This is a genomic window from Actinomadura madurae, from assembly GCF_900115095.1.
Taxonomy (GTDB): domain Bacteria; phylum Actinomycetota; class Actinomycetes; order Streptosporangiales; family Streptosporangiaceae; genus Spirillospora; species Spirillospora madurae.
Window position 1 is genome coordinate 481,189 of sequence record NZ_FOVH01000004.1, and the last position, 19,658, is coordinate 500,846.

The 19,658-nt window shown below is 72.3% G+C and carries 17 protein-coding genes; 12 read left to right on the top strand and 5 right to left on the bottom strand.

Annotated features, from left to right (window positions below; genetic code table 11):
- Nucleotides 1-28 precede the first annotated feature (28 nt).
- Nucleotides 29-1,063: a LysR family transcriptional regulator gene (locus tag BM339_RS14940; RefSeq protein WP_075021193.1), complete on the top strand. Its 1,035-nt coding sequence runs from the start codon at nt 29-31 to the stop codon at nt 1,061-1,063.
- Between the two features lie 30 nt (nt 1,064-1,093).
- On the opposite strand, the gene BM339_RS14945 is transcribed toward BM339_RS14940, so the two are convergent.
- Nucleotides 1,094-1,888: a hypothetical protein gene (locus BM339_RS14945; RefSeq protein ID WP_075021194.1), complete on the bottom strand. Its 795-nt coding sequence runs from the start codon at nt 1,886-1,888 to the stop codon at nt 1,094-1,096.
- Nucleotides 1,889-2,115: 227 nt separating this feature from the next.
- Here BM339_RS14945 and BM339_RS14950 point away from each other — a divergent pair, with 227 nt between their 5' ends.
- Complete coding sequence (locus BM339_RS14950; RefSeq protein WP_033330452.1) at nt 2,116-3,291, top strand: alpha-hydroxy acid oxidase; 1,176 nt, start codon at nt 2,116-2,118, stop codon at nt 3,289-3,291.
- Nucleotides 3,292-3,316: 25 nt separating this feature from the next.
- Here BM339_RS14950 and BM339_RS14955 read toward each other — a convergent pair whose 3' ends face one another.
- The gene (locus BM339_RS14955; protein ID WP_083597636.1) at nt 3,317-4,711 is read right to left on the bottom strand and encodes an FAD-binding oxidoreductase; all 1,395 of its coding nucleotides are present in this window, start codon (nt 4,709-4,711) and stop codon (nt 3,317-3,319) included.
- A 63-nt stretch (nt 4,712-4,774) separates the two neighbouring features.
- On the opposite strand from BM339_RS14955, the gene BM339_RS14960 reads away from it, so the two are divergent.
- From BM339_RS14960 to BM339_RS14995, 8 genes are all read left to right on the top strand, one after another.
- The gene (locus tag BM339_RS14960; protein ID WP_083597637.1) at nt 4,775-5,707 is read left to right on the top strand and encodes a LysR family transcriptional regulator; all 933 of its coding nucleotides are present in this window, start codon (nt 4,775-4,777) and stop codon (nt 5,705-5,707) included.
- A 214-nt stretch (nt 5,708-5,921) separates the two neighbouring features.
- Nucleotides 5,922-7,151 (top strand): ABC transporter substrate-binding protein, encoded by a 1,230-nt coding sequence (locus BM339_RS14965; protein WP_081842341.1) that lies wholly within the window; start codon nt 5,922-5,924, stop codon nt 7,149-7,151.
- Between the two features lie 12 nt (nt 7,152-7,163).
- On the top strand, nt 7,164-8,018 hold the full coding sequence (locus tag BM339_RS14970; RefSeq protein ID WP_081842342.1) for a branched-chain amino acid ABC transporter permease: 855 nt from the start codon (nt 7,164-7,166) through the stop codon (nt 8,016-8,018).
- Nucleotides 8,015-8,986: a branched-chain amino acid ABC transporter permease gene (locus BM339_RS14975; RefSeq protein ID WP_075021197.1), complete on the top strand. Its 972-nt coding sequence runs from the start codon at nt 8,015-8,017 to the stop codon at nt 8,984-8,986. The genes BM339_RS14970 and BM339_RS14975 overlap by 4 nt, the downstream gene beginning before the upstream one ends.
- Entirely contained in the window at nt 8,979-9,734 is a 756-nt protein-coding gene (locus tag BM339_RS14980) for an ABC transporter ATP-binding protein (RefSeq protein ID WP_021594378.1), read from the top strand. The genes BM339_RS14975 and BM339_RS14980 overlap by 8 nt, the downstream gene beginning before the upstream one ends.
- Nucleotides 9,731-10,522: an ABC transporter ATP-binding protein gene (locus BM339_RS14985; RefSeq protein ID WP_075021198.1), complete on the top strand. Its 792-nt coding sequence runs from the start codon at nt 9,731-9,733 to the stop codon at nt 10,520-10,522. Before BM339_RS14980 ends, BM339_RS14985 begins: the two co-directional genes overlap by 4 nt.
- Complete coding sequence (locus BM339_RS14990) at nt 10,519-11,781, top strand: metal-dependent hydrolase family protein (RefSeq protein WP_075021199.1); 1,263 nt, start codon at nt 10,519-10,521, stop codon at nt 11,779-11,781. Before BM339_RS14985 ends, BM339_RS14990 begins: the two co-directional genes overlap by 4 nt.
- Entirely contained in the window at nt 11,781-12,764 is a 984-nt protein-coding gene (locus BM339_RS14995; RefSeq protein WP_075021200.1) for a dihydrodipicolinate synthase family protein, read from the top strand. Before BM339_RS14990 ends, BM339_RS14995 begins: the two co-directional genes overlap by 1 nt.
- A gap of 4 nt (nt 12,765-12,768) precedes the next feature.
- Here BM339_RS14995 and BM339_RS15000 read toward each other — a convergent pair whose 3' ends face one another.
- Together BM339_RS15000 and BM339_RS15005 are read right to left on the bottom strand one after the other, a co-directional pair.
- Entirely contained in the window at nt 12,769-13,827 is a 1,059-nt protein-coding gene (locus BM339_RS15000) for an SDR family oxidoreductase (protein WP_075021201.1), read from the bottom strand.
- Between the two features lie 120 nt (nt 13,828-13,947).
- Entirely contained in the window at nt 13,948-14,373 is a 426-nt protein-coding gene (locus BM339_RS15005) for a cupin domain-containing protein (protein ID WP_021594373.1), read from the bottom strand.
- 102 nt (nt 14,374-14,475) lie between these two features.
- Between BM339_RS15005 and BM339_RS15010 the strand changes: the two genes are divergently transcribed.
- Nucleotides 14,476-15,375 (top strand): LysR family transcriptional regulator, encoded by a 900-nt coding sequence (locus tag BM339_RS15010; protein ID WP_075021203.1) that lies wholly within the window; start codon nt 14,476-14,478, stop codon nt 15,373-15,375.
- 30 nt (nt 15,376-15,405) lie between these two features.
- Nucleotides 15,406-16,914, top strand: a complete 1,509-nt coding sequence (locus tag BM339_RS15015) for a family 20 glycosylhydrolase (protein WP_337959916.1) — start codon at nt 15,406-15,408, stop codon at nt 16,912-16,914.
- A gap of 6 nt (nt 16,915-16,920) precedes the next feature.
- Here the strand turns inward: BM339_RS15015 and BM339_RS15020 are convergent, their stop codons facing one another.
- The gene (locus tag BM339_RS15020; RefSeq protein ID WP_143118422.1) at nt 16,921-19,542 is read right to left on the bottom strand and encodes a winged helix-turn-helix domain-containing protein; all 2,622 of its coding nucleotides are present in this window, start codon (nt 19,540-19,542) and stop codon (nt 16,921-16,923) included.
- Nucleotides 19,543-19,658: the final 116 nt, after the last annotated feature.

A 19,658-nucleotide genomic window follows, 5' to 3' on the forward strand; every position in this document is an offset into this window, starting at 1 on the left:
CCGTGAGCCGACCGTTTGGATCGCCCTCATGAACGTCCGCGAGCTCGAATGCTTCCTCGCCGTCGTCGACCAGGGCAGCGTCACCCGGGCCGCGTCGGCGCTCTACCTGGCGCAACCGTCCCTGTCGCAGATCATCCGCCGGCTGGAGAGCGACCTCGGCGTCGAGCTGTTCCGCCGGGTCGGGCGCGGGCTGGTGCTCGCCCCGGCGGGCGAGGCGCTCGTCGGCCCGGCCCGCCAGGTGGTGCGCGACATGCATCGGGCCCGCCAGGTCGCCGAGAGCTACCGGGGGCTCGAACGCGGGCGGGTCGACCTGGCGATCTCCGCCTCCCTCACGACGAGCTTCCTCGCCGCCTGGGTGGGCCACTTCCGCCGCAGGCACCCCGGCCTCACCCTCCGGCTCACCCAGCACCACGGGGACACCGACGAGATCGTCGCCCTGATCCGGACGGGCGAGGCCGAGCTCGCCTACACCGTCGCCCCCGTGACGCGCCAGGGCATCGAGTGCGTCCACATCGGCGAGGGGGAGGTCGTCCTCGCGCTGCCGCCCGGCTGGCGCAACGAGTTCCCCGACCCGGTCCCCATCGCCCTGCTCGACGGCCTCCCCATGATCGTCGACCGCGGGTTCGGGCGCCCCTACCTCGACTCCATCCGCGACACCAGCGCGGTCGAGCCCGCGGTCGTCGTCGACGTCAGCGAACCCGCGGGGCTCGTCCCGTTCATCATCGCCGGCGCCGGGGCCGCGCTCCTGCCGATGCGCCAGGCGCTGGACGCGCGCCGCCGGGGAGCGAGCCTGCGCATGATCGAGCCGCTGACCTCGCGGGCCATCTACGCCGTCACGCCCAGCACCCCGCTGTCGATGCCGACCCGCAAGTTCCTCGAACTCAGCAGGGAGAACCTCGACCGCTGGCAACGCGCCATCACCACCCGCACCGACCGCGGCATGACGCTGCTGGAAGCGGCCATCGACGCCGACAGCGTGATCGAGACCGCCTACCAGCGCCTGGAGGAGACCCCCTACACCCTGAACCTCACCCCGGGCCCCCACCCCGACGGCGACCTCTGACCGGCCGCGCTCGCGCGGTGGCTCGCCCGGTCATTCGATCACTGTTTCTTCGACTTTTCGCCGGCCGCGTACTTGCATTTTGCCCCCGCCGAGGGCCTCGGCCTCCTTTTCCAGCCGTCCGATCGAAAGTACGACGGCGTCGAAGACTTCTTTCGTTGAGGTCCACCCCAAACCGGGTTCCTTCTCCAACGCGGCCGCGGCCTTTTTCAGAGCGTCGATCGTAGATTCCACCCGCTCCTGGCTGTACTCGTCTGCTTTCTGAGCAACGGCTTGCAGCAGCGATTCCCTGTCGAACCCCTTTTCCACAGCCCGGGTCTTCCTCTCGCCGTGACCGCCCCTGTCACCCGCATCGACCGTCGCATAGGGAAGCAGATTGCGGAACCTCAGATAGTTCTCCGCGGCCGACTCGATGCGCTGTGCCTCCAGCGTTCTGACGGCGGCGCCGAAGATGGCGTGCAGTTGCCCGGAGCGGAGCTGGTCAGCGGGAAGCAAGTAGTCGAGCTCGAGCACCTCGCCCTTGAGATCGTCCTTCACCCTTCCCTTGATGGCCTGGATCCGAGTCTGCTCCTCAGGCGCCGCTGAGGCGACGATCCACTGCAGAGCCACGAGTTCCGCCGCCCACATGGTGGTGTGCGAGCCCATGCCTTCGACGCCGAGCGGGGCGGGTGCCCGGCCTGTGATCGTCAGTTCGCCATCCTCGCTGAAGGAGGCGACCAGGTCCGGAGCCTTAGAGCTCTGCGCCCATCGGTTGGTCTTCGCGGGCTTCGGATCTCCGCCGAACTCCCGGTAAGCCTTCTCCACCTGGCGCTTCAGCCCCTCGATCATCTCCGTATTGGGTTTTGCCGGCCCAGAATCCCACCGGGTCGAGCTCGCGCTTGAGGAGCCCGGCGATGCCCGGGGCAGCGGAAGGTGGGGGCGCGGGGGCCGGTGGCGGGTCAGGGTGCATTGATCGATGCCCGAACGGCAACGGTTTAGCTGGGCGGCGTACTTATCATCGCAGGACATACATATCCCGCGATAACTGAGAGGTTCGCATGCTCGGCGTGCAGGCCATGCGGAGACGACGGCTTTCAGGAGTGCTCAATCACGAGGACGCACGCCGTTCCGCTCGGCGGGTTCTGCCGCGGCTGCTCTTCGATTACATCGACGGCGGCGCCGACGACGAGGTGACATTGCGGCGCAATAGCGAGGCCTTCGACGGCCTCTGGTTGCATCCACGGATGGGAGAGTGGACACCCCGGCCGGTGCTGGCGACGGAGGTTCTCGGAACCGAGCTCTCCATGCCGGTGCTGACCGCGCCTTGCGGCGGCATGCGACTGGTGCATCCGGCGGGTGACCTGGCGGTCGCGCGGGGGGCGGAGCGAGCCGGCGTGGAGTCGGTCGTGCCTTCCGGGGGCGGGTACTCCCTCGACCAGGTCGCGTCGGCGAGCGGGCCCCGGTGGTTCCAGCTCTACAGGTTCTCCGATCCCGTGCTGATGGAGGCGCTCGTGGAACGGGCTCGCCGCTCCGGTTACCGGGTGCTCGTGGCGACGATCGACACGGCCATCGCCGGGAATCGCGAACGCGATTTTCGGAACGGGTTCAGCTATAACCTGAGAATTAACGCTGGAAGCGCCTTTCGCCTTGGGCCGCAAATGGCGCGGCGGCCTGGATGGGTCTACCGGTTCTGGCGCGACGGCATGCCGTTCGAGCTGCCCAACACGGCCGGATCCGGGAGTGACGGCAGAGCGATGCCGCTCACCGAGATGGGGCGCGCCGGAGCGGAGTCCTTCTCCCCCACGTGGCGCGATGTCGCCTGGCTCCGCGAGGTCTGGGACGGGCGGCTGGTCGTGAAGGGCGTGATCACCGGGGACGACGCGCGGCGCGCGGTCGACCTGGGCGCCGACGCCGTGGTGGTGTCCAACCATGGCGGCCGCCAGCTCGACGGCGTACCGGCCGCGATCGACGCGCTCCCCGAGGTCGTGGACGCGGTCGGCGGGTCGGCGGAGGTGCTGCTCGACGGCGGCGTCCGCCGGGGCGGGGACGTGGTGCGGGCGGTCGCGCTCGGGGCGCGTGCGGTGCTGGTGGGGCGTCTGGTCGTCTGGGGGCTGGCCGCCGGCGGGGAGCCGGGCGTCGTCCACGTCCTGGAAATGCTGCGGTCCCAGATGATCCGGACCATGTGCCTGATGGGATGCGCCTCGGTGGCCGAGCTGGACGCCGGATGGCTTCGGGCGCGGCGGACGGACTGAAGGTCCCGGCCGTCCCGGGCCGGGCTCAGGGGGTGCGCCAGCCCAGGACGCCTTCCGGGTCCAGTTCGCGCTTGAGGCATTCGGCGATGCGCTGGATGGGGGCCGGCACGTAGCGTGCGTAGGCGTCGGCGTTCTTGGGGCCGATGCCGTGTTCGGCGGAGAAGCTGCCGCCGAAGTCCCGTACCACCGTGTCGAACACGAGGTTCCGGAGCTCCCGGAGTCCGTCCTGGTCGGCGGCGATGTCGGAGGGCAGCGGCAGGATGAGGTGGAGACCGCCGTCGCCGTAGTGGCCGAGCTCGATCGGCGTGATGCCCGGGTGGTGGCGCGCGAGCCTCGTCCCGAGCTCGGCGCGGAGTGCGGTCAGGCCGCCGCGCGGGGCGGAGATGTCGAAGGCGGCCACCGGGTCCATCCGCTCGGTGATCGCCGGGATCGTGTGCCGGACCTCCCACAGCCGGTCCGGGGCGCCGACCACGGCGTCCCCGACGTCTCCCCGGTCGCAGAGCGCGTCGATGGCGGCCAGCAGGACCTCTTCGGCCGAGCCGTCGGCGGCGCCGATCTCGACGAGGACGCTGTCGTGGTCGCCGGCGGGGACGCGGGTGAGCAGGTGCGGATACCCGTCGTCGAGCAGGTGGACGGCCGTGGCCGAGGCCAGCTCGAAGGCCGACAGCCATTCGCCGGCGCGATGCTCGAACTCGCGCAGGACGGCGGAGAGCCCGGCCGGGTCGGGGATCTGGAGCCAGGCCGCGGCCCGGCTCGCGGGCAGCGGCGCCAGCTCGAAGCTCGCGGCGGTGACGACCCCGTAGGCCCCCTCCGTCCCCACGAACAGCTGGGTGGCGTCCAGCCCCTCGTTCCGCTTGCGCAGCGGCGCCAGGGTGTCGATCACGGTCAGCCCGCCGTCGGCGATCACCGCCTGGACGCCCAGGAGCCGGCGCCGGGCGTCGCCGTGGCGCAGGACGTTGGACCCCGCCGTGTTCGTGGCGACCATGCCGCCGACCGACGGGCTCGATCCCACCTCGATCGGGAGGTGCAGGCGCGCCGGGGCGAGCCGCGCGTTGATCTCGTCGAGGGTCCAGCCGGCCGACGCGGTGAGCGTCCGGCCGTCCTCGTCCACCTCGAACCGGCCGCGCATCCGGTCGGTCGACAGCACCGCCTGCGTGCCGGTCGGGTCCGGAATGCCGCTGCCCACCAGACCCGAGTTGGCCCCCTGCGGGACCACGCGCAGGCGGTGCTCGCGGCAGACGCCCAGCACCGCCCGCACCTCCTCGACCGTCCGCGGGCGGATCACCGCGCCCGCGCGCCCGCGCAGGTTGTTCGGGGCGATCTCGTAGCGCGAGAGGTCGAGCGGAGGGAGCAGGAGGCCGGAGGAGTCCAGCGTCTCGCTCAGGGTCGTCAGGGCCTCGGCGGGGACCATGGATGCCATGCGGCAAGTCTGTCACCAGCGAAATGATTGACGATTGCCACAAATGCCGGTTTCAATGCCCGGATGGCTAAGGATCCGACCGTCCAGCAGATGCGGGCCTTCCAGGCCGTGGCGACCGAGCTGCACTTCGGGCGGGCGGCGGCGCGGCTCCACAGCACCCAGCCGCCCCTCACCCGCCACATCCAGGCGCTGGAGAGCTCGCTCGGCATCCAGCTGCTCCGGCGGAACTCCCGCAACGTCGAGCTGACGCCCGCGGGGCGGACGTTCCTGGCCGAGATCGACATCGTCATGGCCCGGCTGGAACGCGCGATGGAGATGGCGAAATCCACGGCGGGCGGCGTCCTCGGGCAGCTGTCCCTCGGCTATGTGGAGCCGATGGCCCTCGGCCTGCTGCCGCGCGTGCTCCACCAGTTCGTCCTGCTCCATCCCGGGCTGGAGCTGCGGCTGCACGAGATGGACACCCGCGACCAGATCGCCGGCCTCCATGACGGCGGCATCGACTGCGGTCTCCTGCGCGCGCCCGGGAACGTCGATCCGTGGCTGGAGTTCGAGAACGTCTGCACGGACGTGTTCGTCGCCGCCCTCCCTCCCAGCCACCGGCTCGTGCGCGACGGCCGTTCGGAGATCGATCTGGCCGAACTGGCGGACGAGCCGTTCATCGCCTACGAGGGCAGCATCGGGCAGGGCATGATCAACGCCATGCTGAGCGGCTGCGCGGCGGCGGGGTTCACGCCCGCCGTCCGGCATCTGGTGCAGAACACGCTCATGCTGCTGGCCCTGGTCGCCGCCGGGGAGGGCGTCGCCCTGGTCTCCGGCGAGATCGCCCGGCGTCCGAGCCACGGCGTGCGGTTCGTCCGGTTGCAGGGGGATCCGGCCCAGTCGAGCATCCTCATGGCCTCCCGGCGGGGCGAGCGGAACCAGGCCCGGGACGACCTCGTGCACCTCCTCCGGCGAGCCGCGCCCGTGATGCCCGCCGCGGCGGACACCGATCAATAGCGGCCCGGGTATCGAATCCGCCGACTCCTGCATCGTTGCAGCCGCTCCCCGCGATTACTGTCATCGCAAGCCATCCGGAACCCGGTGGGCGCATAGATCATCGATCTCCTTCGCGACGAGGGCCCACGGCGACGCGATCGATCGTCGGATCGCGCCGCGCCCACGGATCCGAGGCCCCAATCAGCGGCCGGACTGAGCCGAGCGGGAGGCAACGATGAGGCGCAGCAGACGAATACACGGGCCGATCACCTGGGCGGCGCTCTCCTGCGTGGTGGTGACCGCGGCCGCGTGCGGCGGCGGGAGCTCGGGAAGCGGGTCCATCAACGTCGGCGGCCTCGTCCCCCTGTCGGGCGGCGGCGCCGTGTACGGGCCGGACATCCAGTCGGCGCTGCGGATCGCGGTCGAGGAGATCAACGGCGACGCGCCGATGGGCCGGAAGCTCAAGCTGCAGATCGAGGACTCCCAGACCGATCCGGACGCCGCGACCAGGGCCACGCAGAAACTGATCAACGTCAACCGCTCCGCCGCCATCATGGGCGTGTGGTCGAGCGCCGAGACCCTGGCCATCGCGCCGATGGCGATCCAGAGCGGAACGGTGCTCACCACCGCCGCCGGCGCCGGCGACGTCACCGACCTCGACGACGAGAACCTGGTCTGGCGCTTCTACCCGCCGGGCAAGTACACGGGTGCCGCGATCGCGCAGGCCGTCCGCGAGCAGAAGTGGACGTCCGCCGTGGCGATGTCGCGCAACGACCCGAGCGGCCTGACCATCGTCAAGAGTTTCAAGGACGCCCTACAGGCGTCCGGGGGCCGCGTGGTCGACTCCGTCACCTACCCGCCGAACCAGAGCAGCTACACCGGCGAGGTGGGCCGGGCGATCGGCAAGAAGGCCGACGTCATCGTCAACGTCGGCTACACGCCCGAGCTGGCCGCGATGATGAAGGACGCGCGGAACGCGCCGGACAAGGGCACCTGGCTCTCGGTCGGCTGGTCGGTCAACCAGGAGCTGTTCGACGCCGTCGGCACGGCCGCGGCGGAGGGCCTGTACACCGTGGACGCGGCGCCCAACGTCGACGGCGCGGCGTACGCGAACCTCCGGCGGGCGTTCCAGGCCAAGACCGGCAAGGAACTGCTCGCCAGCAACACCTTCGCCTTCTACGCCTACGACTCCGCGATCGTCGTCGCCCTGGCGATGGCGGCGTGCGAGTGCACGAAGGGCGCCGCCCTGACCAAGGCCATCGCGAAGGTCTCCACGGCGCCCGGCAAGAAGGTCGGCGGATACGCCGAGGGCATCGCGGCGCTGAAGGGCGGCGGCGACATCGACTACCAGGGGGCCGCCAGCGACCTGGAGTTCGACGGCAAGGGCGACCAGCGCTCCGACTACGGGGTCTACCAGGTCAGGAACGGCAAGGTCGAGCTGGTCAAGAAGTTCACCCTGTCCTGAAGGACGGTTCCCATGCTCCAAGCAATGGTCAACGGCGTGACCGACGGCATGCTCATCGGTCTCATGGCGCTGGGCCTGACCCTCGTCTACGCCGTCCAGCGGTTCCCCAACATCAGCCAGGGCGGCCTGGTCGCCGCCGGCGCCTACACCACGTACGCCCTGGCGGCGGTGGTGACCACCTGGTATCTCGCCGTGGCGGCGGGCGTGCTGGCCTCGTTCGTGCTCGGGGCGGTCGCCTATCTGATCGTCGTCAGGCAGTTCCGGGCGGCGCCCCTGATGACCCTGCTCATCGTCACCATGGGCCTCGAATTCATCCTCGACTACACCATCGCCTTGTTCTGGGGGAACTCGCTGAGAACGTACGAGTTCGGGGTGACGGGCCAGTTCGCCGCCGGAGATCTGCATGTGAGCAAGGCGGCCGCGTACACGAGCCTCGTCGCGCTCGCCGCGATGGCCGCCACCGCCGCCGTCATCGGCCGGACGAGGCTCGGCCGGGAGATGAGGGCGCTGTCGGACGACCGGTCCCTGGCGCGCGTCGCGCGGATCTCCGAGAACCGGACGCTCATGCTGACCTGGGGACTGGTCGGGGCGCTCGCCGCGATCGCGGGGATCTGCTACGGCGTCAAGACGCATCTGACCCCGCTGATGGGCTGGAACCTGCTGCTGCCCTCCTTCGCCGCGGCGATCCTCGGCGGGCTCGGCAGTTTCGGCGGGGCGATCCTCGGCGGCGTGCTCGTGGGCGTCGGCATGGAGATGTTCGCCCTCGTCCTGCCGCCGGTGTACAAGCCGGCGTTCGCCTTCGTGATCCTCACCCTGCTGCTCCTGGCCCGCCCCCAGGGGCTGAAGGGCAAGGCGGTGCGCGTATGAACACCTACCTTCCGGCGGTGGCCACGGTCGCCCTGCTGTACGGCGCGCTGGGGCTCTCGCTGAACCTCCAGGTCGGGCGCACGGGCGTGATCAACTTCGGCCATGTCGCCTTCTTCGGCGTCGGCGCGTACGCCACCGCGCTGCTCTCCCTGCACGGGGTGAGCCTGGCGCTGTCCATCCCCGCCGCGGGCGTCCTCGGCGGCCTGGCGGCGCTGCCCCTCGGCTGGATCGCGGCGCGCCTCACCTCGCACTACCTGGCGATCGTCACGATCGCCTTCGCCGAGACGCTGCGGGTGCTCCTGCAGAACCTGGAGGCGACCGGCGGGCCGAGCGGGCTCGTCGGCGTTCCCCGGCCCTTCGGCCAGCTGGACCCGGACGTCTTCGCCGCCGCGTGGCTGGCGCTGGCCGCCGGGCTGCTCGCGGGGACCTGGCTCCTCGTCCGCGTCGTCACCCGGGGCCTGCTCGGGATGGGCCTGTCGGCGATCAAGGAGGACGAGCCGGCCGCGGCCATGCTCGGACGCAGCGTCGCCGCCTACAAGACGACTGTGCTGGTCTGGGGATCGGTCCTGGCCGCCGTCGCCGGCGCCTTCTACGCGCACTGGGTCGGCTTCGTCACCGCCGAGCAGTTCGATCCCCGGGTGACCTTCTACATCTGGGCGGGGATCATCATCGGCGGGGCGCGGCACGCCGGGGCCTGCCTCGGCGCGGCCGGCATCGCCGCCGTCTTCGAGTTCACCAGGTTCGTCCGCGACTTCGGGTTCACGGCGTTCAGCGACACCCAGCTCGCCTCGCTCCGCTGGATCGCCATCGGCGTGATCCTCATCGTCATGATGCGGCTCCGCCCGGAGGGCCTGCTGCCGCCGCGGTCCAGCCGGCACCTGAAGGCGGGCCCGCCGGACGAACCGGACGCGGCGGCGGAGAAGCCCGCCGCCCCCGCCGTCAAGGAGGCGTCGACCAGCGATGCTTGAGATTCGGAACGTCTCCGTCCGGTTCGGCGGGCTCCAGGTCCTGGACGACGTCAGCCTGGCACTGCCGCCCGGCAGGGTGACCGGGGTCATCGGCCCGAACGGGGCGGGGAAGACGACGCTGTTCGACTGCGTCACCGGCTTCGTCAGGCGCGACACGGGCACGATCCGGGTCGACGGCCGTGCCGTGCCGAGGACGTCCCCCCACCGGGCCGCGCGGGCCGGCATCGCCCGGACCTTCCAGACGCCCCGGATGTTCGGCGGGCTGACCACGCTGGAGAACCTGGTGGTGGCGGGCTCGCGGCCGTCCGCCGTCCGGTCGCTGGTGCTGGCCTTCCGATCGCGCGCGCACTCGGCCGAGCTGCGCGGGCTGGCCGCCCTCGCCGAGGAGACGGGCGTGTTCATGGGGCTCGCCCCGGTCCTCGACCAGCGGTCCGACGCCCTGTCCGGCGGGCAGCGCAAGCTGCTGGAGATCGGCCGGGCCCTGATGCGGGAGCCGCGGGTGCTGCTCCTCGACGAGCCGATGGCGGGCGTGCACCCGTCCCTGGCCGGGACGATCGCCACCCGGATGCGCGCGGTCGCGGACCGCGGTCTCGCCGTCGGCGTCATCGAGCACAACATGGAGTTCGTCATGACCCACTGCGACCACGTGCACGTCCTGGCCCGGGGCAAGGAGCTCGCGCACGGCGAACCCGACGTGGTCCGGAAGGACCCGCGGGTGCTGGAGGCCTATCTGGGAGGCCGGCCGTGACCGCTCTGGAACTCACCGGTGTGCACGCCGGCTACGGCGACCAGCGCATCCTCCACGACCTGTCGCTCACGGTCGGCGACGCCGAGGTGGTCAGCGTCATCGGGCCTAACGGCGCCGGGAAGTCGACCTGCCTGAAGGTCGTCGCGGGGCTGCTCCCCTGGACGGCGGGGGAGGTCCGCGTCGCCGGCCGTGCCGTGCGGTCCGGGACGGCGACCGACGAGGGCCGGGCCGCACTCGGCTACGTGCCGCAGCTGAAGAACACCTTCCCCAGCCTGACGGTCAGGGAGAACCTGCTGCTCATGGCGCCCCGGACCTGGCCGCGGGCGGCCGCCGGGCGCCGCGCGGCCGACCTGCTGGAGGAGTTCCCCGCGCTCGCCTCGGTCGCGGGGCGGTCGGCGGCGCTGCTCTCCGGCGGCGAGCGGCAGCTGCTGGCCCTCGCGATGGCACTGGTGCGCCGCCCGTCGGTCCTCCTTCTGGACGAGCCCGCGGCGGCCCTGTCCCCGATCGCGACGCGGCAGGTGTTCGAGATCGTCGGGGGGCTGAAGGCCGAGGGGATCGCGGTCCTGATCGTCGAGCAGAACGCGCGCCTCGTCCTGAACCACTCGGACCGCTGCTACGTCCTCGAATCCGGAACCGTGGCGTTGGAGGGCGACGCCGCGCCCATGCTCGACGACCCCCGCCTGGGCTCCCTCTACCTGGGCGGCGACCTGCCCGAGGACGCCGCGGGCCACGCCGCGCGGCGGGAATCCGGACCGTCCCTCGCCCCGCCTACGCCTGGAGCGTCATGACCATCACCCACCTGACCGACGTGACACTGATCGACGGGACCGGCCGCGACCCCGTCCCCCGGTCGTGGCTCCGCATCGAGGACGGCCGCATCGCCGCCGTGGGCGCCGGCGCGGCACCCCGCGGCGCCGCGGACGAGGTCATCGACTGCGCCGGCCGGACCGTCATGCCCGGGCTGATCGACGCGCACGCCCACCTCGGGGCCGTCGACCACCTCGACCGGCTCCTGGACGGCCCCCGCGCCGTGTACGCCGCGGCCGTCCTCCGGGAGATCCGGTCCACCCTGGAGCAGGGGTTCACCACGATCCGCGACGCCGGCTACACCGACGCCGGCTTCCGGCTCGCCATCGAGGGCGGCCAGGTGCCGGGGCCGCGGCTGCTGGTCTCCAACGGCCCCCTCAGCCAGACCGGCGGCCACTCCGACCTCCGCCGGGGGCACGAGCGGGAACCGGCCGTGATGTTCGACGGCCTCGTGTGGACCGGCGTCGTGGCCGACGGCGTCGAACGGGTGCGGTGGGCGGCGCGCGAGGTGCTGCGCGCCGGCGCCGACCAGGTCAAGGTGATGGCGAGCGGCGGATGCGCCTCGCACGGCGACGACGTGACCGACACCCAGTTCACCCGCGAGGAGCTCGCCGCGATCGTCCACGAGGCGGGCGCGCGTGGCCGGCCGGTCATCGCGCACGCCTACAACCCCGAGGCGATCGCCAACGCCGTCGAGGCCGGTGTCCGCTCGATCGAGCACGGGAACCTGATGGACGAGGCGTCCGCGGCGCTGATGGCCGAGAAGGGAACATACCTGGTCCCCACGATCGCCACGTTCGAGCTGCTGTCGGCGGACGGTCTCGCCGTGGGGATGACGCAGACGCAGGTCGACCAGATCAACACCGTCCTCGACTCGGCGTTCACCTCCCTGCGGATGGCCATGGACGCGGGCGTTCGCATCGGTTCCGGCTCCGACCTGCTCGGCCGGCACCAGCCGCGGAAGGCCCTGGAACTGGAGCTCCAGGCGCGGGTCACGGGACCGCTGGAGGCGATCCGGTCGGCCACGGCCGTCAACGCGGGGCTCATCGGCCGCGGGCACGACCTCGGGACGATCGGCGAGGGCATGATCGCCGACCTGCTCCTCGTGGACGGGTCGCCCGCCGAGGACATCACCGTGCTCCAGAAGAAGGAGGCCGTCCACGCGGTCTTCCAATCCGGCCGCCGCACCGTCGACCGGCGTCCGGAACGCACCGGCGCACCCGCGGAGGGGACGATCTGATGGACCGCAACGATGTGCCGTGGACGGGCTACTGGACGGCCGCGATCACGCCGTTCACCTCCGAGGGCGAGCTGGACGAGAAGGCGTTCAGGGCCGTCCTGGACAGGTCGGTGGCGCAGGGCGTGCACGGCATCTGCGTGAACGGCAGCACCGGGGAGTGGTTCAGCCAGACCCTCGACGAGCGGCGCAGGCTGGCCGAGATCGCGGTGGAGACCGTCGCGGGCCGCGTCCCCACGGTGATCGGGGTGACCTGCTCGCGCGTCGACGACGCCGCGGGACTGGCCGAGCACGCGGCGCGGACCGGGGCCACGTCGGTGATGGCGGCCCCGCCGCCGCTGGCCCGTCCGACGCCCGCGGAGCTGGAGACCTACTACCGCGAGGTGTTCGGGGCCGTGGAGGTCCCCGCGTGGCTCTACAACTTCCCGCAGGACAACGGGCACCACATCAGCCTGCCGGAGATCGTCCGGCTCGCCGAGATCCCCAACGTCGTGGCGATCAAGCAGAGCGTGCCGAGCATGGCGGAGTTCATCGAGACCATCGACGCCGTGGGGTCGACCCTGCGCGTCTTCGGCAACATGCTGAACCGGGTGAGCGTCGCCCTGATCCGCGGCGGCTTCGGCGGCGACGGCCACTTCGGCAGCGGCATGCTGCTCGGTGCCGACATGCCCGGCTTCTTCGAGGCGGTGTGGAGGGGCGACGTGGCCCGGGCGTACGCCATCGCGCACCGGTACGAGAAGCTCATGGCCGGCCTCGCCGGAGACCGCCGGGACGGATACAACTGGGCCTTCGGCGGCATGCAGGCCACGCTCAAGGCGGCCATGAACGTCCTCGGGGAGAACGGCGGCTTCCCCCGCCGTCCGAAGCTCCCCGTGGACAGCCCCGCGGCGCTGGCCGGCATCCGCCGGATCCTCCAGGACGCCGGCCTCGACTGCACGCCCCCGCCCGTTCCGCACGGCGCGGAGGGCGAGGGCGCGTCTCGGTGACGGCTCAGGGGATGATCCGGCGGTCGCGGAGGTCGGTGAAGATGCCGAGGAACATCTTCTCCGTGTCGACGAATTCGTGGAAGCCGAAGCGGCGGGCTTTGGAGCCGTCGGCGAACATGTCGTAGTCCCAGGAGAAGACGAAGTCGCCGAAGGGCCAGGAGACGAGCCGCTCGTAGGGGTGCGGCTCCAGTCCGTGCTTCTCGGTCATGGACGTCCAGAGCGGCCCCTTGTCGGCCATGACCGTCTCCAGGCTCATGGGCAGGGGGTCGGACGTTTCCAGGTCGAAGAAGCGGGCGATCTTGGGCCAGAGGGAGCTCCAGCGGAAGAGGTCGCCGTTGTTGATGTTGAACGCCTGGTCGGCGCAGCGCTCGTCCGTCGCGGCCCAGACGGTGGCGCGGGCCAGCAGCCCGGCGTCGGTCATCTCCAGCAGCGACCCGTAGGCGCCGGGCTTGCCCGGGAAGCGCAGCGGCACCCTCAGCTCCCTGGCGATCGACGCGTAGACGGCGATCACCATGGCCAGGTTCATCGGGTTGCCGAGCGCGAAGCCGCAGACCACCGAGGGGCGGATCGCCGACCAGGTCCAGGACGCGCCCTGCCGGCGGCGCTCCAGGAAGTCCTGCTGGTCGACGTTGAACTCCGGCGGCATGTGCGGCGGGTCGTCCTCGCGGGCCGGCGTCTTGAACGGACCGAGGTGCGCCCCGTAGACCTTGTAGCCCTGCATCAGGCTGATGTGGCGCAGGCCCTTGGCGACGGGTTCCACGGCGTCGACCACGTTGACGAGCATGGCCAGGTTCGGCGGCACCAGCTCGGCCCACGTCGGCCGGTCCTGGTAGGCGGCGTAGAAGATGTGGGTGACGTGGGTCAGCTCGCCGAGCCGCTTGGCGCAGTCGTCGCGGTCCAGCAGGTCGACCGACAGGTGGCGGACGCGGCCGGAGTCCGTCCCGCCGCGGCGCGACAGGCCGACGACGTCCCAGTCGCCCAGCTCCGCCAGGTGCTCCACCAGCCGCCGGCCGATGACGCCCTGGGCTCCGACGACCAGGGCCACCTTGGGTTCCGTCTGCATGATTTCCTTCCAGCTCTTATCGGTTCGTGTTTGCGCGAGATGTTGGGCCGCCGTCGTCGCGGGCCCGCAGGCAGGCCGCCGCCGCGAGGTCGCCGCCCGCGCCGTCCTTTCCGTGGGCGCTCAGCTGAGCGGCAGCGGCGGGTTCGCGCCTTGCAGCAGTTCCACGGTGATGAAGGCCAGCGGCCCGTCACCGGTGTTCTCCAGGTCGTGCAGCAGGTAGTCGCCCGGACCGAACGTGTACGAGCGCGTCTCCCCGCGCCGGTAGGCGACCTCCCTGGTCGTGCCGTCGTGGACGTGCTGGCGGCTGCGGCCGTCGGTCAGCGCCGTCCAGAAGTAGTCCAGGACGTGGCGGTGCGCCGGGAGCCGCTCGCCCGGGGCGAGCCGGATGTCCCACACCCGCACCCGGTCGGTCTCGTGGAGCAGCAGGCCCCCCACCTGCCCGTTGAACGCGTGCGCGTCGAAGTCCGCCCGGACGGCGCCGGACCAGCCGGCGAAGTCCTTCGCCACGGTCTCGCCCGCCAGAGGAAGGTCGTCGAGAGAGCCCACGTCAGATCTCCTCAGCGATGGGTGAACAGTGCCCTTCAGTCTCGGCCCACCTGCATACATAAGTCCAAGTCATCTTTTTCATCGGCTAGATAGAATCTGTGCATGCTCAGCCTGCGCCAGCTCCAGTACCTGGTCACCGTGGTCGACGAGGGGTCCTTCACCCGGGCGGCCGAAGCGCTGCACGTCACGCAGCCGGCCCTCTCCCACCAGATCCGGGCGCTGGAACGGGCGGCCGGGGCGCCCCTCCTGGAGCGCCTGCCCCGGGCGGTCGGGCTGACGCCGGCCGGGCGCGCGATGCTCCCGCACGCGCGCGCCGCCCTCTCCGACGCGGCACGGGCGGAGACGGCCGTCCGGCAGGCGGCCGGCCTCACCGCGGGGGAGCTGCGCCTCGCGACGGTCTACTCGATCAGCATCGGCGTGCTGCCTCCCGCGCTGCGCGCCTGGAGCCGGCGGTACCCGGGGATCGACGTCCGTCTGTTCGAGCACCGGCACGCCGCCGAACTGGCAGAGGCGATGACGGCCGGGCAGGCCGACCTGGCCATCGGCCCGCTCCCGCCCGGCTGGACCGGACCGGTCCGGACGCTCGGCACCGAGGAGTTCGTGGTGGCCGTCCCCGCGGACGATCCGCTGGCCGTCGAGGGCGTCACCGAGATCGGGTTCGCGGCGCTGCGCGACCGCCGCTGGGTGCACTACGGCCCGGACAACGGCCTGGCCGCCATCCTGGACCGGGCCTGCCACGACGCCGGGTTCCGGCCGAGGACCGCGGTCCGCGCGGAGCAGACCGCGTCCGCCCCGACCCTGGCGGCCGCCGGTCTCGGCCCCGCCCTCTTCCCCGCCAACCTCGTCCCGGACGGCTACGAGGGCCACATCCTCCGCCCCGAACCCGCCGTCACCCGCGTCCTGGCCGCCTACTCGCGCACCCGGCTGGACGAGCTGAGCAGCGCCTTCCTCGCCGTGCTCGTCGAGAACGCCTCCGGCCTGCTCACCCCGTCCCGTGTGTGATGCACTTGGCGTGTGGCGACCGAGGTGAGCGTGATCCCTGCCCCACACCGATGCGAACTGACGGGAGGTTCGGGTCCGTTCAGCGGAAGCGTGCGCACCGGTGTCGACCCGTCACTGGCACCGGAGGCCTACCGGCTGACCGTGTCGAGCGACGGCGCCGACATCGTGGGCGGCGACGAGGCCGGTGTCTTCTGGGGCCGGCAGACCCTGCGGCAGATGCTCGGGCCAGACGCGTTCCGCCGCGCCCCCATCGAGCGAGGGCCGGCCACGGTGCCCAACGTGACCATCGAGGACGCGCCGCGTTTCGCCTGGCGGGGCTTCATGCTCGATGTCGCCCGGCACTTCATGCCCAAGGACGACGTGCTGCGCTATGTCGACCTGCTGGCCGTCCACAAGCTGAACGTCCTCCACCTGCATCTCACCGACGACCAGGGGTGGCGCGTCGAGATCCGCCGCCGCCCCCGGCTGACCGAGGTCGGCGCCTGGCGGCGGCGGACCCGCCTGGGATGGGGCGAGCCAACGCTGTGGGACGAGCGGCCGCACGGCGGCTTCTACACCCAGGACGATCTGCGCGAGATCGTGGCGTACGCGGCCGAGCGGCACGTCACGGTCGTCCCCGAGATCGACCTGCCCGGACACTCGCAGGCGGCCATCGCCGCGTACCCCGAACTGGGGAACACCGACGTCATCGACACCTCCGCGCTGGAGGTCTGGACCGAGTGGGGCTTCAACCGCAACGTGCTGGCCCCGACCGACGCCGTGCTCCGCTTCTACGAGGGCGTCCTGGAGGAGGTCCTGGAGATCTTCCCCGGCCCGTTCGTCCACATCGGCGGGGACGAGTGCTTCAAGGACCAGTGGCGCGCGTCCCCGGCGGCCCAGGCGCGCATCCGCGACCTCGGGCTCGGGGACGAGGACGGGCTCCAGTCCTGGATGATCGGTCACTTCGCGGGCTGGCTCGCCGCGCGCGGCCGGCGCCTCATCGGCTGGGACGAGATCCTGGAGGGCGGCCTGGCGGAGGGCGCCGCGGTCATGTGCTGGCGGTGGTACCGGGGCGGGATCGCCGCCGCGGAGAGCGGCCACAGCGTGGTGATGTGCCCCCAGCAGGAGGTCTACCTCGACCACGTCCAGGCGCCCGGCGCGGAGGAGCCCGTGCCCTTCGGATGGGTGCACACCCTGGAGGACGTCTACCGCTTCGAACCCGTACCGCCCCGGCTGGCCGGGACGCCCCACGCGGCCAACATCATCGGCGCCCAGGCCAACCTGTGGACCGAGGTCGCCGAGGACCGCGGCCGGGTGGACTACCAGGCGTTCCCCCGGCTCGCCGCGTTCGCCGAGGTGGCCTGGTCGGACCTGCCCGGCCCGGACGAACGCGACTTCGACGACTTCGAGAGCCGGATGGACGCGGCGCACTATGCCCGCCTGGACGCGCTCGGCGTCGGCTACCGCCCGCCCACCGGACCGCACCCGTGGCAGCAGCGCCCCGGCTTCCCCGGACGAATGCACAACAAACCCCGAAAGACCTGGCACATGGCGGACTGAGCCCCTTCACAGGAGGGACAGCTCGCGGGCTCGCCGTACCGCCTCGCCTCTGCGTGTCACGGCGAGCTTGCGGTTGATGCTCTTGAGGTGGGTCTTGACCGTGTTCACGGACACGTACAGGTTCACGGCGATCTCTTCCGTCGTCATCAGCTGCGCCACGGACCGCAGCACCTCCAGTTCCCGCGGGCTGAGCCGCTCGACCGGCACCGCCCCGTTCCCGCCGGGCGAGACCATCGCGCCGGTCTCCGCCGCCAGACCCAGCGGTTCCAGGAGGAGGCGATGGGTGCGGATCAGCCCGGGATCCTGCCGCAGGACGGGCAGCAGCCAGCTCCGCGACATCTCAAAGGGCCGCCTGATGCCCTCCCGCCGAGCCAGGCGGAGGGCACGGTCAAGGGAGCGGCGGCCCTGCCCCTGGTCGCCGTTGCGGTAGGCCAGACGGGCGTCGAGCAGCCATGCCTCCACGCGCACGTCCGTCGGCGCCCTGGTCCACCGGTGCAGCCCCTCCCTGAGCGTCGCGACCGCGGCTCCGTCCTCGCCGGCGCTCATCTCGACCCGGGCCAGCGCGAGGGCCGTTTCGAGGGACGGCCGCCCGTCGGCGCGTTCCACGTCGCGCCGCGCGGCCTCGATCTCGCCGCGGGCGACATGCGCCTCGGCGCTCACGAGAGCCAGCCTGCGCCCGAGCCAGCCGGGTCGCGGGACCATCTCGCCGGCCGCCCGCAGATCGTCCAGGGCGTGCTCAGGGTGCCCCCGGCACAGGTCGGCACGGGCCTTCACCAGGTGCTGGATGGCTCTCGCCAGAGGACCGGGGAACGCCTGCGCCACCCGGCGGCGAGCCGCTCGGGGCCGCCACCGTTCGACGTCGCCCCACGCGTCCGCCAGTTCCGCCGCCGCGAGGTCGCCGGCCTGCGGGGAGACCGGCGCGTCGGGGAGCCGGCGGGCCCGGCCCGCCAGGTCCGCGGCGTGCGCGACGTTGCCCAGAAGGGCCTCGGTGAGAGCAAGATCGCTGAGGCACCGCCTCCTCTGGACGTCGCCTCCCGCCTGCTCGGCGGCGGTCAGCGCCTCGCCGAAGTGGCGCGCCGCCTCGTCCAGCTCCCCATGCCATACATGCGCGGCTCCCCGCCCGGACAGCGCCAGCGACCTCAGCTCCGGACGGTCGTCGAGGAGCCGGCCGGGAGCCCGCCGCAGCAGGGCGGCCTCGCCGGACGCACCGGCCAGGTCACCGAAACCCGTCGCTCCGGGGCGGCAGAGCTCGACGGCGGCCAGGCACATCCAGGCGGGGTCGTGCGGCGAGCGCCGGAGGACCCTCCTGGCGTGGCGCAGTGCGGCCGCGCACGACGCCTCGTCCCCGCGCCGGGCCGCGACGGCCGCGGCCACGATCGCCGGCTCCGGCCGGGCGCCGGTGAAGGCGGCCGTGTCCGGTATCCCGTCGAGGAGGTCGAACGACGCCTCCGGCGGTCCGAGGCCGAGCGCGTGACCGATCGCCAGCCGGTCGACGACCATCCGCGACGCGTACTGCCAGTCGCCTGCCCGGACGGCCTGGCGCACGGCGTCGGGCAGCAGCCCCGACCGCTCGAACCACTCCGCCGCCCGGCGATGCAGCACCGGGACCAGGCCAGGCGATTCGTGCCGGAGGATCAGCCGCAGCGCCGCACCGAACATGGGGTGATAGCGGTACCAGCCCCGTCCGAGCGGCACCACGAAGGCGTTCTGCCGGACCATGTCCGCGAAGGCCCGGCCCGCGTCACCGGCCAGCTCGCAGGCCAGCCCGGCGTTCACCCGCTCCACGACGCTCGTCGCGAGCAGCAGCCGGCGCGCGCCGGAGGGCTGGGCGTCGACGACCTCTTCCATCAGGTACCCGACGACGGCCTGGTCGTCGCCCGCGAACCGGGCGGCGAACTCCTCGGGATCCGGGTGGTTCTCCATCGACATCGCGGCGAGCCTGATCGCGGCCGGCCAGCCGCCCGTCCGCTCGTGGAGCGCCCGCCGGGACGCGTGCGTCAGCCGCACCCCGTGCTGCGCCAGCACCTCGGCGACCTCGTGGTCCCCGAAGGCCAGGTCATCGGCGCGGATCTCGGTCAGCTCCCGGGCGAGCCGATGACGGTTCAGCGGAAGGGGCGAATCGCTGCGCGAGAGGACGACCGCCCGGAAGGCGGGGGCGTGCCGCAGCAGGTGGTCCACCACCTCGGCGGGCGCCGAACCGGTCCTGGCCGGGAAGTCGTCCACCACCACCGCGACGGGGCCGGCCTCCAGCAGGGCCGCCGTGACCGCCTCGACCATGCCCTCCCCGTCGGCATCGGGGCCCCGCCCGGCGGACGCCACGTCGATGCCCGCCGAGGACAGGCTCCGGATCAGCGAGGCGCAGAACCCCTGGACGGTCACCGTCGAGTCGTCGCAGGTGACCCAGCACACGCGCGGCGGCCCGGCCCAGGACGCCGCCCAGGCCAGCGCGGTGATCGTCTTGCCCGCCCCCGGAGGTCCGGTGATCACGGTGAGCGGGCCCCGGACCCCGGCGCTCAGCCGCTCCGTGAGGCGCGGGCGCGCGACGACCCAGCCGGGCACGTACGGCAGGGACCCGGCGGGAACGGCCCCCGGCGCCGGCATGTCCGCGGGAGTCCCATTCGCGATCATCGAGATCACCCCGAGAGGGGGACGCGCCGTCTCCAGGCCCCCCCGACCAGGACGCCGCCCCCGCCCCTTCTTCCTACCCGCCCGGAGCCCCGCGAGAACGGCGCCGCCCGAAGGCG

Excerpts from the sequence above, each read along its gene's own strand:
- BM339_RS14995 (WP_075021200.1), top strand. The coding sequence starts at position 11,781 with ATGGACCGCAACGATGTGCCGTGGACGGGCTACTGGACGGCCGCGATC.
- BM339_RS15000 (WP_075021201.1), bottom strand. The coding sequence starts at position 13,827 with ATGCAGACGGAACCCAAGGTGGCCCTGGTCGTCGGAGCCCAGGGCGTC.
- BM339_RS15010 (WP_075021203.1), top strand. The coding sequence starts at position 14,476 with ATGCTCAGCCTGCGCCAGCTCCAGTACCTGGTCACCGTGGTCGACGAG.
- BM339_RS14965 (WP_081842341.1), top strand. The coding sequence starts at position 5,922 with ATGAGGCGCAGCAGACGAATACACGGGCCGATCACCTGGGCGGCGCTC.
- BM339_RS14970 (WP_081842342.1), top strand. The coding sequence starts at position 7,164 with ATGCTCCAAGCAATGGTCAACGGCGTGACCGACGGCATGCTCATCGGT.
- BM339_RS14980 (WP_021594378.1), top strand. The coding sequence starts at position 8,979 with ATGCTTGAGATTCGGAACGTCTCCGTCCGGTTCGGCGGGCTCCAGGTC.
- BM339_RS14990 (WP_075021199.1), top strand. The coding sequence starts at position 10,519 with ATGACCATCACCCACCTGACCGACGTGACACTGATCGACGGGACCGGC.
- BM339_RS14950 (WP_033330452.1), top strand. The coding sequence starts at position 2,116 with ATGCGGAGACGACGGCTTTCAGGAGTGCTCAATCACGAGGACGCACGC.
- BM339_RS14975 (WP_075021197.1), top strand. The coding sequence starts at position 8,015 with ATGAACACCTACCTTCCGGCGGTGGCCACGGTCGCCCTGCTGTACGGC.
- BM339_RS14945 (WP_075021194.1), bottom strand. The coding sequence starts at position 1,888 with ATGATCGAGGGGCTGAAGCGCCAGGTGGAGAAGGCTTACCGGGAGTTC.
- BM339_RS14960 (WP_083597637.1), top strand. The coding sequence starts at position 4,775 with ATGGCTAAGGATCCGACCGTCCAGCAGATGCGGGCCTTCCAGGCCGTG.
- BM339_RS14940 (WP_075021193.1), top strand. The coding sequence starts at position 29 with ATGAACGTCCGCGAGCTCGAATGCTTCCTCGCCGTCGTCGACCAGGGC.
- BM339_RS14955 (WP_083597636.1), bottom strand. The coding sequence starts at position 4,711 with ATGGCATCCATGGTCCCCGCCGAGGCCCTGACGACCCTGAGCGAGACG.
- BM339_RS15020 (WP_143118422.1), bottom strand. The coding sequence starts at position 19,542 with ATGATCGCGAATGGGACTCCCGCGGACATGCCGGCGCCGGGGGCCGTT.